The sequence below is a fragment of the Streptococcus sp. HMSC10A01 genome (assembly GCF_001807785.1).
Lineage (GTDB): Bacteria > Bacillota > Bacilli > Lactobacillales > Streptococcaceae > Streptococcus > Streptococcus gordonii.
On the sequence record NZ_KV790969.1, the window covers coordinates 92,300 to 107,364 of the forward strand.

Here is a 15,065-nt window from a genome sequence, read left to right on the forward strand (position 1 = left end):
TTATTTACCTCCCTTTTCTTGTTTGCGTGGTTTGATAAAACGTTCAATAATGTAATGAACACTTACAAAGAAGATGATAGCTGCTGTTACAATGCTGACCAATTCTGAAGGAATCGTTGCAACATTCATACCTGGAGCTCCAACTTGAAGTACTGCAAACAGGAAGGCTGCAAAAGGAATTCCCACAGGAGAATTACTTGCAAGAAGACTAACTGCCATACCATTGAAACCAACACTTAATGAGCTACCTTGAACATATACGTTTTGGAATGTACCAAGTCCTTCTACTACTCCTCCGACACCAGCAAGGGCACCAGAAATGATCATTGAAAGGATAATTGTACGTTTTGCTGACATACCAGCATACTCACTTGCATGTGGATTGATACCAACTGAACGAATTTCAAAACCAAGTGTCGTTTTCTTAAGAAGGAACCATACAAAAACAACTGCAATAATTGCAAAGAAGATTCCGATGTTCATCCGCGAATTATTGGTCAAAGCACGCAACCACTCTGTCTGATAGGTGGCGTTAGGGCCAACAGTGATACTAGAATCCACACTCTGCATGACAGATTTCGGGAAACTATGGATAAAGGCATTACCAACATATAGAACGATATAGTTCATCATGATCGTTACGATGACCTCTGATGTTCCAAGGTAAGCACGTAAAATACCAGGAATCGCACCAATAATACCACCCGCTACAATACCAAGGAATACAGTCATGATGAGCATAAGTGGGCGCGGTAAATTTGGAAATGATAGGGCAAACCAACCGGCAGTAATCCAGCCAGCCAAAGCTTGACCAGGCAAACCAACGTTGAAGAAGCCGGCTCTACTAGCCACTGCAAAACCAAGGGCGATCAAGATCAGTGGTCCCATTGCACGAGAGATTTCCCCCAAACTTCTTAGAGTACCAAAGGCTGTTTTGAAAAGTTCTTCATACCCCCAAATAGCATCGTAGCCAAAAATCCACATGATAATCGCACCGAGTAAAATCCCAAGAACGACAGAAATCAAAGGAACGGCAATCTGCTGTGTTTTCTTAGACATTAGAATCTCCCTTCTTTAGTTCTCCTCCGGCCATCAAAATACCAAGTTCTTGTTTGTTGGTTTCAGCTGGCGTTACGATACCTTGAATTTTACCGTCATGAATAACAGCGATTCTATCAGATAAATTGAGAATCTCATCCAATTCAAAGCTGACAACAAGAACTGCTTTCCCTTTATCACGCTCACCAATTAAACGTTTATGGATATACTCAATCGCACCAACGTCTAATCCACGTGTAGGCTGACTAACAATTAGAAGATCTGGATCACGGTCTACTTCACGAGCAATAATTGCCTTTTGCTGATTACCTCCAGATAGAGCTGATGCAGGAACATAATCATTTGCTGCACGAACATCGAACTCTTCCATCAGTTTACGAGCATAATTATGAATATTAGTATAATTCAAAATACCATTCTTGCTCAGTGGTTCTTTATAGTAAGTTTGTAAAGCAATATTTTCAGAAATAGTCATATCTAGAACCAAACCATCACGATGACGGTCTTCAGGAACGTGACTGACCTTCATTTCCGTAATCTTACGAGGAGGCAAGCCAACTACATCCTTACCTTTTATATTAATAGTTCCTGACTTAACTTTACGCAAACCAGTAATCGCTTGAATTAATTCACTTTGTCCATTTCCGTCAATACCGGCAATACCAACAATTTCACCTGCACGAACATCAAGTGATAAATTCTTGACAGCCGGAATACCACGGTTTTCATTAACAACTAAATCTTTGATTGAAAGAATTACTTCTTTTGGTTGTGGAGGATTTTTTTCTGTTGTAAATGAAACAGAACGTCCTACCATCATTTCAGCAAGATCTTGGTTTGTAGCACCAGCAATCTCAACCGTTTCAATACTTTTACCACGACGAATAACTGTAACACGATCAGAAACTGCACGAATTTCATCCAACTTGTGCGTAATCAAAATAATCGATTTCCCCTCTTTGACAAGGTTCTTCATAATGATCATCAATTCGTCGATTTCAGCTGGCGTTAATACAGCTGTTGGTTCGTCAAAAATAAGGATGTCAGCACCACGATAAAGAGTTTTTAAGATTTCAACACGTTGTTGAGCGCCGACTGAAATGTCTTCGATTTTTGCAGAAGGATCTACGGCAAGTCCATATTTTTCAGATAATTCTTTTATCTCTTGGATTGCTTTTTTGATGTCTAGAACACCATTCTTAGTAATTTCACTTCCTAAAATAATATTCTCGGCAACAGTAAATGCTTCGACCAGCATAAAGTGTTGGTGCACCATTCCAATACCTAAAGAGGCTGCTTTCGACGGTGAGTCTAGTTTAACAACTTGCCCATTTACTGCAATTTCACCACTAGTAGGCTCAAGCAATCCTGCCAACATATTCATCAAAGTAGATTTACCTGCTCCGTTTTCTCCTAAAAGAGCATGAATTTCACCACGACGAAGATGAAGGTTAATTTTGTCATTTGCAACAAATTGTCCAAAAATTTTGGTAATCTCCCGCATTTCGATGACATTTTCATGTGTCATTGTGATCCCATCCTTTCAAAATTTTTATTTCAATAGAACCTACTAAGAGTTAGTAAGCTCTATTGAGACAAAACCTTTTGCCTCAATCTCAAAGAAGCGACCTCTCTAAGATCGCTTCCTGAGAGTCAATGTTTGAATTTTATTCTGCAGGAACTTTGATGCTTCCGTCAAGAATTTTAGCTTTAGCATCTTCTACTGCTTTTTTAGCATCATCTGACAAAGCTTTAGTTGTCAAATCAACACCACCATCTTTCAAACCATAAACTGTTGTTTTACCACCAGGGAATTGGTTTTTAGATGCTTTGGTTGCGATGTCTTTAACTGTTCCACCAACTTTTTTCAAGGTAGAAGCAAGAACGAAGTTAGATTCTTTACCATCTTTAGATTTAAATTTTCCTTCGGCTTCTTGGTCACGGTCCACACCAATAACCCAAACTTTTTCGCTTTCGTTTCTTGTTTCATTGATTGACTTCGCTTCGTTGAAGACACCAGCACCTGTACCACCAGCTACTTGATAAATGATATCAGCACCTGCTGTATATTGTGCAGCGGCGATTGTTTTACCTTTAGCAGCATCACCAAATGATTCTGCATATTGAACATCAATCTTGATAGATGGGTCTACTGATTTAACACCAGCTTCGAAACCTTTTTCAAAACGAGTCAATACGGCACCTTTAATACCACCTACAAATCCAACAACTTTTGTTTTAGTTGTTTTCGCTGCAGCTACACCTGCAAGATAAGCTGCTTCGTTATCTGCAAACAAAGCAGAAGCGACATTGTCTTGACCTTTGATTTCATCATCAATGATGACATAGTTGATGTCTGAGTGGTCTTTGGCAGCAGCTTCTACAGCGTTACGAAGAGCAAATCCAATACCAAAAATTGCTTTATAACCACTTGATGCAGCTTGCTCAAGGTTGTTAGCATACTCTGATTCGTTTGTTGATTGGAAGTAAGTGAAACCATGATCTTTTGAAAGACCGTTTTCTTTACCCCATTCTTGCAAACCTTCCCATGCTGATTGGTTGAATGACTTGTCATCAACACCACCAGTATCGGTTACGATAGCAGCTTTCAGATCTGTTTTAGCATCTGAATTGCTATTTGAGCGAGACGCACGGTTACCACATGCAGCAAGTCCTACTGCTGCGACAGCTACTAGACCAAGGCCTAGCCATTTTTTCTTGTTCATTTCTGAACCTCCTAAATAAGATATGCAACAATGTTGCAAAATTGTGTGGTCAGATGACCCAGACTACCAACTATTTTAAGTCGGTAAAAGAATATGGAAGTAATTCCCCGACCGTCATCACGACCGTCGATTTATCTTTAGCGACTAATGTCACTTTTAGATCTTTATTAAAAAATTCTGCCATCACTTGACGGCATGCTCCACATGGAGAAATTGGCTTTTCTGTCTGCCCATAGACAATCAGCTCTTCAAACTCAAGTGCTCCTTCAGAAACTGCTTTAAATATTGCTGTTCGTTCACCACAGTTTGTCAAACCAAAACTAGCATTCTCAACATTAACTCCAGTGAAGACACGGCCATCTTTAGCAACTAGTACAGCACCAATTGGAAAGTGAGAATAGGGAACATACGCATTTTTGCTTGTCTCTACGGCCAAATCGATTAAATCAGTAGTTGCCACTAGCTGTTTCCCCTTTCATGATAGCAACACCTGATGAAGCACCAATCCGAGTAGCTCCAGCTTTAATGAAAGCTTGAGCATCATCATAAGAACGAGCGCCTCCAGATGCTTTAACTCCCATATCAGGACCAACTGTTTGTCTCATCAAAGCTACATCTTCTACAGTAGCACCACCAGTTGAAAAGCCAGTCGATGTTTTTACAAAGTCGGCTCCAGCTTTTTGGGAAATTTGACAGGCCAGAACTTTTTCTTGATCAGTCAAAAGGCAAGTTTCAATAATGACCTTCACAAGTTTCTCACCACTTGCTTCTACTACTGCTTGAATATCTTTTTCAAGCAAATCCAAGTTACCAGACTTGAGAGCGCCAATATTGATTACCATATCGATTTCATCAGCCCCATTTTCAATCGCATTTTTTGTTTCAAATGCCTTTACTTCAGGAGTGGTTGCCCCCAAAGGGAAACCTATAACTGTACAAACTTTTACATCAGATCCTCTTAATTCTTCAGCTGCAAGCTTTACCCAAGTTGGATTAACGCAGACGCTTGCAAAATCATATTCTTTGGCTTCTTCAATTATTTTTTCAATTTGCTCTTTTGTTGCTTCCGGCTTTAAAAGAGTATGGTCAATGTATTTGTTCAATTTCATTTTTTTCTCCTTTAAACTCAAGAAATGACCTCAATGATTTCGCTTACTTTTTTCCGTTCGACATCTATTCTAACATTTTTTTTGAATTCTGTAATCATTTCCTCAGAGATTTTTTGGTTAGCATAGATTTTAGCAACTACTTCACCTGATTGAACAGCTTCGCCAACTTTTTTCTCAAAAACAATTCCAGTTTCATAATCTAAGTTGTCAGATTTAACTGCTCGACCAGCACCTAAACGCATAGCAAATAAACCGAATTCCATAGCTGGTAGTTCAGAAATGAAACCAGACTTATCTGCAGTGACGTCTACTATATACTGAGCTGAAGATGGCCTATAAAAGTCTTCCAAGTCACCGCCCTGTGCTTGAATCATAGCTTCAAACTTTCTGAGAGCAGAGCCATTCATTATGTGCTCGCGAACTTCCTCTACAGTTTTCTCTACATTTGCTAAGCTAAGCATAATCTGAGCCAACTCACAGATAAAATGGGTTACATCTTCTCTGCCTTTTCCTTGAAGGATCTCTAAAGCCTCAAGAATCTCCAAACGATTACCAATGCTTGTTCCCACTGGTTGGCTCATATCTGTAATAACAGCTACTGTTCGTCTGCCTACAGCTTTACCTAACTCAACCATGGTCTGAGCAAGGCGACGCGCATCTTCGATATTCTTCATAAAGGCGCCTTCACCAACTGTCACATCAAGCAAAATACTATCAGCTCCAGCAGCAATCTTCTTACTCATAACAGAGCTCGCAATTAGAGGAATTGTGTCAACTGTTGCAGTCACATCACGAAGAGCATAAAGCAACTTATCAGCTTTCACGAGTTGATCTGACTGACCAATTACAGAAAGCCCGATATCTTGAACTTGTTTGATAAATTCTTCTTGACTGCGCTCAACTTGGAATCCTTTTACAGATTCTAGTTTGTCAATCGTTCCACCCGTATGACCTAGACCTCGACCACTCATCTTTGCAACTGGTACACCAAAGCTAGCAACCAAAGGAACAAGAATCAAAGTGACCTTATCACCAACACCACCAGTAGAATGCTTATCCACTTTAATACCAGAGATTTCTGATAAGTCAATTTGTTGACCTGTTCCTACCATTGTCATAGTCAAGTCTGAAATTTCTCTGGTTGTCATTCCCTTAAAGTAAATAGCCATTGCAAAAGCAGACATTTGATAATCGGGCACTGTACCAGCAACATAACCATCAATCAACCATTGAATTTCTTCTTTTGTTAATTCAAAACCATCACGTTTTTTTTGAATAATGTCGACAGCTCTCATTCTAGTTTCTCACTCCTTAAAATATAGTAGCCTTTATCTTTTTTGACAACTTCACAATTTCCAAAAACTTCTTCCATTTTGGCTTTAGCGCTTGGCGCCCCCTGCTTCTTCTGTATGACGATAGTTAGGTCACCACCTAGCGTCAAATGCTCAAGGCTACCTGCAATAACTTGATGAACTACTTGCTTCCCAGCTCTAATAGGAGGATTACTAATTATATGGTCAAAAACTCCAGTTACTTGATCATAGATATTAGATTGAAAGATTTCCGCTGAAACCCCATTAAGTTCGGCGTTTTTTCGGGCTAAATCCAAAGCACGCAGATTAATATCCACTAAGGTAGCTTTCACAGCTTGCGACTTTACTAATGTTAAACCTAATGGACCATAACCACAGCCCAGATCCAAAATAGTATCCCCTATAGAAAAATCTATGGTAGACAGGAGGACCTGACTACCATAATCGATCATCTTCTTGCTAAAGACGCCAGCATCCGTAAGGAAGGTCATTGGTTGACCTAATAAATTCAGTTGTAATTTATGGATATCGTGCTTAGCATCCGGATTTTCTGCAAAATACATCTTTGACATAAATTAATTTTATCACAATTTTACCTAAAATGTAAACCGTTTACAATATTTTCTACAATTTTTTTAACAATATGGTATACTAATCAAGTTGATAGGAGAAAAAATATGACAAACGAATTCCTTCATTTCGATAGAATTAGCCGAGAAAGATGGCAACAATTACATAGAAAAACAACACCGCCATTAACTGAAGAAGAATTAAATTCAATAAAAAGTTTTAATGATGAAATTAGTTTGCAAGATGTTATGGATATCTATTTACCATTAACTAATCTGATTCAAATTTATAAGAGAGCCAAAGAAGATCTTGCTTTTTCAAAGGGAATTTTTCTGCAAAAAAACTTAAAAAAACAACCTTTTATCATTGGTGTTTCTGGAAGCGTAGCTGTTGGAAAGTCGACAACAAGCCGCCTTCTCCAAATTTTACTTTCTAGAACTTTTGAGAATGCAAAAGTTGAACTCGTAACAACAGACGGTTTTTTATATCCGAACTCAATCTTACAGAAACATGACCTTTTAAATAGAAAAGGCTTCCCTGAAAGTTATAACATGGAACTTCTTCTAAATTTCTTAGATCACCTAAAAAACGGACAAACTTATCAGGTTCCTGTCTACTCTCATGAAATCTATGATATTGTTCCAAATCAGACACAGACAATCCAAGTTGCTGATTTCGTCATTGTTGAAGGGATTAATGTTTTTCAAAATCCTCAAAATGAACGTCTCTATATAACAGATTTCTTTGATTTTTCTATTTATGTAGACGCTGAGGTTGAGAATATCGAGAAATGGTATCTTGATCGTTTTGGTAAATTATTGGACTTGGCTAGACAGGATTCAAAGAACTACTACCATCGCTTCACCCAAGAACCAGTTGAAGATGTTATGAAAATGGCTCGCAACATATGGAAATCTATTAATTTAGTTAACTTAAAAGATTATATTGAGCCAACTCGCAATCGCGCTGAATTAATCCTTCATAAAGCTCATAACCATGAAATAGATGAGATTTACTTAAAGAAATAACTATAATCGATTGAAATCAAGTGATATTTTTTTAAAAGAATAATTAAGGCTTGTCAAATGCGAACTTTTCATATATAATTAGATAGTTAGTATACATTGGAGGTGAAAAACTTGGCAAACATTAAATCAGCTATCAAACGCGCTGAATTGAACGTTAAACACAACGAAAAAAACTCAGCTCAAAAATCAGCTATGCGTACTGCAATTAAAGCTTTTGAAGCAAACCCAACTGAAGAACTTTACCGCGCTGCTAGCTCAGCTATCGATAAAGCAGAAACTAAAGGTTTGATCCACAAGAATAAAGCTAGCCGTGATAAAGCACGTCTTGCAGCAAAACTTGGTTAATCAACTAACTGCATACAAAATGAGCTCTTCGGAGCTTTTTTTGCGCCTTAATTCATTAGGAAGCGATTTTGCCAATTCTAAACGATCATAATTGTACAGTATTTGAGATAAGGTTCAAAAAACAGTGACGCAAACTTTTGCGTCCTCCTTCTATTTTTGATAAAATAGCGGTAAATCTGACATGAATACATTCTATGAGTCAGAAGAATTGATTAAATAAGGAACTTAATATGAAAAACCAAACTTTAATGCAGTATTTTGAATGGTATCTTCCAGATGATGGCCAGCATTGGAATCGATTAGCAATGGATGCACCAAATTTGGCGGCCAAAGGTATTAAAAAAATATGGATGCCTCCGGCTTTTAAAGCAACTGGCTCGAATGATGTCGGCTATGGTATTTACGACTTATTTGATTTAGGAGAGTTTGATCAAAAAGGAACTGTTCGGACTAAGTATGGATTAAAAGAAGAATATCTTCAAGCGATCCAAACACTAAAAGACAATGGAATCGATCCAATTGCTGATGTCGTTTTAAATCATAAGGCTGCAGCCGACGGAACTGAAACATTTACGGTTATTGAAGTAGATCCAAATGACCGTACTACTGCTATTTCTGAGCCCTTTATGATTAAAGGATGGACTCACTTTACTTTTCCAGGAAGAAACAAGCAATATAATGACTTTGAATGGCATTGGTACCATTTTACTGGAACTGACTTTGATGCAAAAAGTCGTCGGTCTGGAATTTATTTAATTCAAGGTGACAATAAAGGTTGGGCGAATGACGAGCTGGTAGACAGCGAAAACGGAAACTATGACTATCTAATGTACGCCGATCTGGACTTCAAACACCCAGATGTTATTAAAAACCTATACGATTGGGCTAGATGGTTTATCGAAACTACAGGTATACAGGGTTTCCGCTTGGATGCAGTTAAGCATATAGATTCCTTCTTTATGGCCAACTTTATTCGAGATATTTTGCAAGAATATGGTGATGATTTCTATGTTTTCGGAGAGTTTTGGAATAATGATGAAGCTGCTAATAATGACTACTTAGAAAATATTGACTATCGCTTCGATCTTGTCGATGTTAAATTGCATACTAATCTTTTTGAAGCAAGTCAAAAGGGTGAAGAATATGACTTGCGTACTATTTTTGATCATACTTTAGTAAAAAATCACCCAGAATCAGCTGTGACATTTGTAGAAAATCATGATACTCAGCGTGGTCAAGCTCTTGAATCTACTGTTGAAGAATGGTTTAAACCGGCAGCATATGCTCTTATTCTACTTCGAGAGTCTGGCCTCCCATGTATTTTCTACGGAGACTACTATGGCATAAGTGGTGAATTTGCTCAGCAAGATTTCCAAGAAGAAATCGACAAACTATTAGACCTTCGTCTAAACCTAGCTTATGGTGAAGAGACCGACTATTTTGATGACCCAAATTGTATCGGATGGACAAGGGCTGGTCAAGATGGTGGTCAGCCAATTGCTGTTTTAATTTCAAATGCTACTGCTACTTCAAAACGGATGTATTTTGGACAAGATTGGTCAGGGCACGAGTGTTCGGACTACCTTGGTAATTTCCAAACAATTGTCACTATCGATGAAGAAGGCTGGGGAGAGTTCCCTGTTGAAGAACAATCTGTTAGCGTTTGGTCTATTAAAAATTAAAAATCAGCTCTTTGAGCTGATTTTTATTGTTTATAATTCTCTATAAAAGGCTGATAAGATTGCCAAATATGCATGGGAAAATGATTCATTTTTCCCGTTTCTAATATTTCTCTATATTGATCTGCCCACTCTTGATAACCAGAGGCAAGATGCCCTCTTATCATTTCTTGAGTGAGTGGCTGCTTCAAAAATAGTTTCACCACTGGAATTAATAAACAAAGTGGCAAAAACAAATACTTGGTTGGTTTATAAGCTTTCTTAGAAATACCATATTTTTCGCACAAGAGAATTCCTTCTCGCCATGCAAGAATCATCTTTTTGATTACTTGCGAATCTTCCAAAACAGCGCCAAAACTCCCAGATTCTGCTATCGCACCCGCCATAACTGCTTCTTGAAGGCAGTGGATTTTCAACCAATTCGCTAAATCTGGCATACTTTTAATACTTAAGTGACATTTTTCAAATATTCCACAATTCAAATCATGATACTCATCTTCATCAATTAGAGTAGGAGCCTGAAAAATTATTGCTTTAACTTTTCCATGTTTTCTACCACCTCCAACTGATGAAGGAAAAGCGAGCGAATAAGATTCTCTATCAAGATAAGGAAATATCTTTTCAGTGGTATCCCAATTATTCTGCATAATCAGGATACGAGTCTTTCCTTGAAATGTTGAAAGTTCTTTAGCAGCTTGTTTAATTTGGCTACTGTTTACCGTCAGCAAAATCAAATCATAATGATTTACTATACTAGTAACCAATTTTGGAGCAAAATGATGAAGCTGGTAGGTTTTATCGTGTCTCCTCAAATCTTTGATTAAGAGAGAAATTCCTTTTTGATAGTGGGATAAATCTCTCTCTTTTACAAAAAACTCAACTTCATGTCCTTGACTAAGTAGCCAGCCATATGTCATTCCAATAGTACCAGCACCGTAAATCAATATTTTCATATCATTTATTTCCTATTAGCTTAGTTGATTTTTTCTTACTTTCTGATTTGATGGAAATTTTGATCTCAAAAATGGTACCTTTCGGTCTATTATCTTTAACAGTAATTGTACCCTTTAGAGCATCGGCAATTTGTTTTGCAAGGGATAGACCTAGACCAAAACCACCCTTTTGTCTTGTTCTGGCTTTATCAACCCTATAAAAACGATCAAAAATTTTCTTTTTGTCTTCATTATTGATTCCAGGTCCGTTATCAGACACTCGTAAGTAAAGAGAACGGTCTTTTGACCATACTATAAACTTAATAACCCCATCTTCTTCTGTATATTTCACAGCATTATCAAAGAGAATAGTCATCAGCTGTTTTAGAAGCGTTCTATCTGTCTTGATGTTGTGGTCGATATGATTTTCGTAGATAAATACTTTCTCATTTTCATCCGCAATGATTTCGTAGTTGGCAAATGTTGTAGTGAAAAATTCTGGTTCAACATCAGCAATTTCAGCTTTAATGCCATCATCTCTTCTTGCAAGATTCAATAGATTAGTTGTGAGCATCCGCATATTCCGAACTTCTTCCAGACTGGAGGCAATATTTTCACTAGATTCCATAATCGTAGCTTCCGGTTTTCGGAAAAGAGTTTCCAAACGGTTCTGCAAAACAGCTAAAGGAGTACGCAACTCATGGCTGGCGTTTTCAACAAAAGATTTTTGCTTCTGCATACTGTCTATTAGAGGCTTCACACTGACCCGAGCCAAATAAATACTGGCAATAATTGAAATTAACCAGAAACTAATCATAACAATGACAATGATTTGTTCATGATTCTGACTGGTTTGCTCCAATTGATTGACATTAATCAAAACTGCTGCATATTTTACTTTGTTCAAAAGATTCCCAGATAAGAATTCGCTTGGATTAATTTCAAAAACCAACATACGATACAGTTCTTCTTGTCCATAGTTGTTTTTCAAAGTAGTCTGAATAATTTTACCTACATCCTTTTTCTTGATTGAAATCTTTTTTAAACTAAGAAAATGATCTGCAGTAGTCAATGGTTTCAAGTCTTCATCAAACAAGACTGCTTCAGTGTTCGAATTCACCTTCAGATTATCCATTGGTCCAGGGTCTGGTGCGTCTTGTGGTCCAGATACATCATCAGATGACTGACCTTCATCAATCGTCGGTTGCATATTGGCTGCACGAGCCAAAGCAAGGTGGAGAACAGATCTGGGATTCTGACTTAAACTTTTTAAATTATCGTCAACGGTTGTATAGAGCCCTGAGCGCATAATCTGAATGATTAAAAGAGTCATGGCCGAGAAAATCAGTGTGAATACACCAAAATAGCGAATGAAATATGAAAAATCATCCGCATAAAAAGTTCGTCTAAGTTTATTCAGCATTCTTCAAAATGTAACCGACACTGCGAAGGGTTTGCATATTGTTCGCAAAAGTCGTTCCTTTCAATTTTTTCCGAATTTTTGAGACATAGACTTCAACGACAGAAATGGTAGTATCACTGTCAAAGCCCCAGAGTCGATCAAAAATCTGAGTTTTAGGTAGAATTACGTTTTGGTTCTGTAGGAAATAAACTAATAAATCAAATTCTTTCCCCAGTAATTCTACTTCTTTTCCATTCACCAACGTGGTATTGGTAGAGAGGTTTACTGTTACATCACCATATGATAAGGTATTTTCATTAAATTTTCCTGAACGCTTGAGTAAGGCTTGGATCCGCATCTTTAATTCTTCTAAATAAAACGGCTTGGTTAGATAGTCATCTGCACCCAATTCAAAACCATGCCCTTTATCATCCAAACTTTCTTTAGCAGTCATGATGAGAACAGGAGTTGAGACTCCTTTTTCACGCAAGTCTTTTAAAACTTGAAAGCCATCTTTCTCAGGGAGCATCAGATCAAGTAGAATTAAATCATAAACACCGCTTTCGGCTTCATAGAGGCCTTCTTCACCATCAAAAACCTGCATGACATCCGCAAAGTCATCTAAGAAATCGAATACAGAATTCGACAACCCTAAGTCGTCTTCTACTAGTAAAATCTTAATCATCTTGTTCTCCTCCTGCTATAAGATACTGATCTGCTTCATCTAAGATTATGTAAAATAAAGAATTTTTGTCCCATTTTTTTGGATCTTAGTATAATTCTTTAATTATTATATCATGACTTTAACAAATGGATTAAGATTTTGTAGCGTTTTCTTCATTATTTTGATTAGAATTGCTTTCCTTATCCTTTGTACTTCCATCTGCATTGGCTGGCTTCTTCTTAGAATTGCTACCGCCTTCTTGATTATTATTTCCTTGCGGTGCCTGTCCTCCTGGCCCTCCAGGTCCTCCGTTACCACCAGGTCCGCCTTGTCCTTCTTGACCATTCATTTGAGGTGGTTGTCCACCAGGGCCTTGCATATTATTGCCGTCTTGATTATTTTGCTGCGTTTTCGATGTTTGAACGGTCGACTGCTGATTTGTTGCTTTTTGCGTCAAAGAACCGAATGTATAGCCACCAATCAAGCCGACTACTAAAGAACCTGTCGCTACTACCGATAGCCACCACTTGGTGCTTTTTTCTACAACAATCATTTTCTCTTTATTCATTCTAAGTTTTTCCTTCTTTCTGTTTTAAGTTTCTGTGATAAAGTAAAGAAGTTTTACTTCATGAATTCACCACATCCTTTCTTTAGGATACATACATCTTAATTATTTTTTCTTAAAGAGGCCTAAATTTTTTCTTAAAGAATACTAAAAGATGAGAAAATTCTTAGAAAAATAATAGAAAATTTATCCAAAATATTTTTTTAAAATACGACCGTATCGTCTCAGTAAAAGATAATCCGCTATTGCTGGGGATAGCAGGTTCAATGTTGTAAAAATCTTTGTACCTTGTCCCATCAAAATCACTCTTTTACGAGATTTTATACCTTTAAGTAAAGCTTGGATTACTTGATTTGTACTTGATATAGAGATCCCCATCTCTCTCCAAACTGGATGATAAGGCTTTTCTGATGGCGTATCTGCTGCATTGGGGCAAAAATAAGTTAGATGCATCTTTTTCTTCTCCTGTTTTAATTCTCGATTCATTGATTCGATAAAAGAAAAAAGTCCGGCGCGGCTCGCCACATCTACACTATAATAGGGAAAGGCCAGCCTACCATCTGCAAAACCTCCTGAATGCACAATGGTTGCTCCTTTTTGATTTTTTAACAAAGGTAAAAAATGTTTGCTGACAAGAATAGCCCCTATTAGGTTAATCGTCATAGTCTGATTGATTTCCTCCTCAGAGTGAGATAATAAAGATTTTCGTACATCAAATCCTGTTGCATTAATAACAATATCTATATTATCCGACCACTTTTGAACTTCAGACACTGCAACTTTAATAGAAGTTTCATTTGTTATATCTATCGAGCAAATCGGAATGTTGGAAGCAATATCCTCAGAAAAAGCAGCTAATTTATTCATATTGCGACCTAAAAGAAATAAATGAGCACCAGCTTGAAAAAAAGCTTGTGTATAGGCTTGTCCCAAATTACCACTAGCACCAATAATAACGACCTTTTTATTTTTAAAATAATTGTCACCCATAACATACTACCTCATTAGTGAATCTTTTGCGATAAGTTTAATATAACAAGCCCCACAATAACCAAAGCAATTCCCAAGAGGCTTGCGAACGTTACTTTTTCATGAAAAAGCAAAATAGATAGCACTGTTGTCCCAACCAAACCAACACCCGACCAAATAGCATACACTAGATTTAGTTGTATGCCTTTCAAAGACAAGGATAAAAAGAAAAAACACAAGCCATAGAAAACTAAAGCAAGAATCCCAAAAAGCATTTTTGAAAAACCTTGCGACAGTTTTAACAGACTTGTGGCAGCTATTTCAGATACAATAGCAAGAGTTAAATAAACGTAAGACATCATTGTCCTCCTAGAATCAATAGAATTGAAAAGCTAGTCGGAAAACAATTGATTTAGAGATGAGCGGAAGTGAAGCAGGTCCAAAGTGTACAAGCATTAGCTAAAATCATAGACTTGATCTTTGAATTCTTGTAAACAGGAATCTTTTTTCGTCCACATAACTCATCTAAAGAGATCTGATAAAAATCAGCTAAGCGAATCAAACTATGACTATCTATAATTGTTTTATCATTTTCCCAATTTGAGATAGTTTGACGAGTCGTGCCCAGATATTCTGCGATTTGATTCTGACTATAGCCCTTTTGTTCTCTATGTAATTTTAATTGTTTTCCTAACATCTGCATT

The 15,065-nt window shown here is 37.3% G+C and carries 17 protein-coding genes; 3 read left to right on the forward strand and 14 right to left on the reverse strand.

The genetic code is table 11. The features are described 5' to 3' along the window. The 7 genes from HMPREF3108_RS05115 to HMPREF3108_RS05145 form a co-directional block, all read right to left on the reverse strand. Window positions 1-1,059: an ABC transporter permease gene (locus tag HMPREF3108_RS05115; protein WP_045634862.1), complete on the reverse strand. Its 1,059-nt coding sequence runs from the start codon at window positions 1,057-1,059 to the stop codon at window positions 1-3. Further along, complete coding sequence (locus tag HMPREF3108_RS05120; protein WP_048779548.1) at window positions 1,052-2,587, reverse strand: ABC transporter ATP-binding protein; 1,536 nt, start codon at window positions 2,585-2,587, stop codon at window positions 1,052-1,054. Before HMPREF3108_RS05120 ends, HMPREF3108_RS05115 begins: the two co-directional genes overlap by 8 nt. Window positions 2,588-2,726: 139 nt before the next feature. Next, window positions 2,727-3,785 (reverse strand): BMP family lipoprotein, encoded by a 1,059-nt coding sequence (locus tag HMPREF3108_RS05125; protein ID WP_020992636.1) that lies wholly within the window; start codon window positions 3,783-3,785, stop codon window positions 2,727-2,729. 70 nt (window positions 3,786-3,855) lie between these two features. After that, window positions 3,856-4,245, reverse strand: coding sequence for a cytidine deaminase (locus HMPREF3108_RS05130; RefSeq protein WP_008808721.1), 390 nt, complete (start codon window positions 4,243-4,245; stop codon window positions 3,856-3,858). Then, window positions 4,232-4,894, reverse strand: coding sequence for a deoxyribose-phosphate aldolase (gene deoC, locus HMPREF3108_RS05135; RefSeq protein WP_008808722.1), 663 nt, complete (start codon window positions 4,892-4,894; stop codon window positions 4,232-4,234). The genes HMPREF3108_RS05130 and deoC overlap by 14 nt, the downstream gene beginning before the upstream one ends. A gap of 17 nt (window positions 4,895-4,911) precedes the next feature. After that, window positions 4,912-6,189 carry a pyrimidine-nucleoside phosphorylase gene (locus HMPREF3108_RS05140; RefSeq protein ID WP_070493590.1) on the reverse strand — a complete coding sequence of 426 codons (1,278 nt, stop codon included), beginning with the start codon at window positions 6,187-6,189 and terminating at the stop codon, window positions 4,912-4,914. Then, on the reverse strand, window positions 6,186-6,779 hold the full coding sequence (locus tag HMPREF3108_RS05145) for a class I SAM-dependent methyltransferase (RefSeq protein ID WP_008808724.1): 594 nt from the start codon (window positions 6,777-6,779) through the stop codon (window positions 6,186-6,188). The genes HMPREF3108_RS05140 and HMPREF3108_RS05145 overlap by 4 nt, the downstream gene beginning before the upstream one ends. A gap of 105 nt (window positions 6,780-6,884) precedes the next feature. On the opposite strand from HMPREF3108_RS05145, the gene coaA reads away from it, so the two are divergent. The 3 genes from coaA (at window position 6,885) to HMPREF3108_RS05160 (ending at window position 9,832) form a co-directional block, all read left to right on the forward strand. Further along, window positions 6,885-7,805, forward strand: a complete 921-nt coding sequence (gene coaA / locus HMPREF3108_RS05150) for a type I pantothenate kinase (RefSeq protein WP_008808725.1) — start codon at window positions 6,885-6,887, stop codon at window positions 7,803-7,805. A gap of 96 nt (window positions 7,806-7,901) precedes the next feature. Continuing rightward, window positions 7,902-8,150 (forward strand): 30S ribosomal protein S20, encoded by a 249-nt coding sequence (rpsT, locus tag HMPREF3108_RS05155; RefSeq protein ID WP_008808726.1) that lies wholly within the window; start codon window positions 7,902-7,904, stop codon window positions 8,148-8,150. Between the two features lie 230 nt (window positions 8,151-8,380). Continuing rightward, window positions 8,381-9,832 carry an alpha-amylase gene (locus HMPREF3108_RS05160; protein ID WP_048779533.1) on the forward strand — a complete coding sequence of 484 codons (1,452 nt, stop codon included), beginning with the start codon at window positions 8,381-8,383 and terminating at the stop codon, window positions 9,830-9,832. A gap of 23 nt (window positions 9,833-9,855) precedes the next feature. Here HMPREF3108_RS05160 and HMPREF3108_RS05165 read toward each other — a convergent pair whose 3' ends face one another. From HMPREF3108_RS05165 to HMPREF3108_RS05195, 7 genes are all read right to left on the reverse strand, one after another. Continuing rightward, window positions 9,856-10,782 carry a ketopantoate reductase family protein gene (locus HMPREF3108_RS05165; protein ID WP_070493593.1) on the reverse strand — a complete coding sequence of 309 codons (927 nt, stop codon included), beginning with the start codon at window positions 10,780-10,782 and terminating at the stop codon, window positions 9,856-9,858. Between the two features lies 1 nt (window position 10,783). Continuing rightward, window positions 10,784-12,184: a sensor histidine kinase gene (locus HMPREF3108_RS05170; protein ID WP_048779528.1), complete on the reverse strand. Its 1,401-nt coding sequence runs from the start codon at window positions 12,182-12,184 to the stop codon at window positions 10,784-10,786. Then, on the reverse strand, window positions 12,174-12,848 hold the full coding sequence (locus tag HMPREF3108_RS05175; RefSeq protein WP_008808730.1) for a response regulator transcription factor: 675 nt from the start codon (window positions 12,846-12,848) through the stop codon (window positions 12,174-12,176). Before HMPREF3108_RS05175 ends, HMPREF3108_RS05170 begins: the two co-directional genes overlap by 11 nt. 130 nt (window positions 12,849-12,978) lie before the next feature. Continuing rightward, a complete protein-coding gene (locus HMPREF3108_RS05180) occupies window positions 12,979-13,395 on the reverse strand; it encodes a hypothetical protein (RefSeq protein WP_070493597.1) in 417 nt (138 codons plus the stop codon). A gap of 183 nt (window positions 13,396-13,578) precedes the next feature. Continuing rightward, window positions 13,579-14,382, reverse strand: coding sequence for an SDR family NAD(P)-dependent oxidoreductase (locus HMPREF3108_RS05185; protein ID WP_045634872.1), 804 nt, complete (start codon window positions 14,380-14,382; stop codon window positions 13,579-13,581). A 14-nt stretch (window positions 14,383-14,396) separates the two neighbouring features. Further along, window positions 14,397-14,723 (reverse strand): DMT family transporter, encoded by a 327-nt coding sequence (locus HMPREF3108_RS05190; protein ID WP_083277171.1) that lies wholly within the window; start codon window positions 14,721-14,723, stop codon window positions 14,397-14,399. A 50-nt stretch (window positions 14,724-14,773) separates the two neighbouring features. Continuing rightward, entirely contained in the window at window positions 14,774-15,058 is a 285-nt protein-coding gene (locus HMPREF3108_RS05195; RefSeq protein WP_045634874.1) for a helix-turn-helix domain-containing protein, read from the reverse strand. Window positions 15,059-15,065 lie beyond the last annotated feature (7 nt).

Coding starts and splice junctions, on each gene's coding strand:
- HMPREF3108_RS05115 (WP_045634862.1), bottom strand. CDS start 1,059: ATGTCTAAGAAAACACAGCAGATTGCCGTTCCTTTGATTTCTGTCGTT.
- HMPREF3108_RS05120 (WP_048779548.1), bottom strand. CDS start 2,587: ATGACACATGAAAATGTCATCGAAATGCGGGAGATTACCAAAATTTTT.
- HMPREF3108_RS05125 (WP_020992636.1), bottom strand. CDS start 3,785: ATGAACAAGAAAAAATGGCTAGGCCTTGGTCTAGTAGCTGTCGCAGCA.
- deoC (WP_008808722.1), bottom strand. CDS start 4,894: ATGAAATTGAACAAATACATTGACCATACTCTTTTAAAGCCGGAAGCA.
- HMPREF3108_RS05140 (WP_070493590.1), bottom strand. CDS start 6,189: ATGAGAGCTGTCGACATTATTCAAAAAAAACGTGATGGTTTTGAATTA.
- HMPREF3108_RS05145 (WP_008808724.1), bottom strand. CDS start 6,779: ATGTCAAAGATGTATTTTGCAGAAAATCCGGATGCTAAGCACGATATC.
- coaA (WP_008808725.1), top strand. CDS start 6,885: ATGACAAACGAATTCCTTCATTTCGATAGAATTAGCCGAGAAAGATGG.
- HMPREF3108_RS05160 (WP_048779533.1), top strand. CDS start 8,381: ATGAAAAACCAAACTTTAATGCAGTATTTTGAATGGTATCTTCCAGAT.
- HMPREF3108_RS05165 (WP_070493593.1), bottom strand. CDS start 10,782: ATGAAAATATTGATTTACGGTGCTGGTACTATTGGAATGACATATGGC.
- HMPREF3108_RS05170 (WP_048779528.1), bottom strand. CDS start 12,184: ATGCTGAATAAACTTAGACGAACTTTTTATGCGGATGATTTTTCATAT.
- HMPREF3108_RS05175 (WP_008808730.1), bottom strand. CDS start 12,848: ATGATTAAGATTTTACTAGTAGAAGACGACTTAGGGTTGTCGAATTCT.
- HMPREF3108_RS05180 (WP_070493597.1), bottom strand. CDS start 13,395: ATGAATAAAGAGAAAATGATTGTTGTAGAAAAAAGCACCAAGTGGTGG.
- HMPREF3108_RS05185 (WP_045634872.1), bottom strand. CDS start 14,382: ATGGGTGACAATTATTTTAAAAATAAAAAGGTCGTTATTATTGGTGCT.
- HMPREF3108_RS05190 (WP_083277171.1), bottom strand. CDS start 14,723: ATGATGTCTTACGTTTATTTAACTCTTGCTATTGTATCTGAAATAGCT.
- HMPREF3108_RS05195 (WP_045634874.1), bottom strand. CDS start 15,058: ATGTTAGGAAAACAATTAAAATTACATAGAGAACAAAAGGGCTATAGT.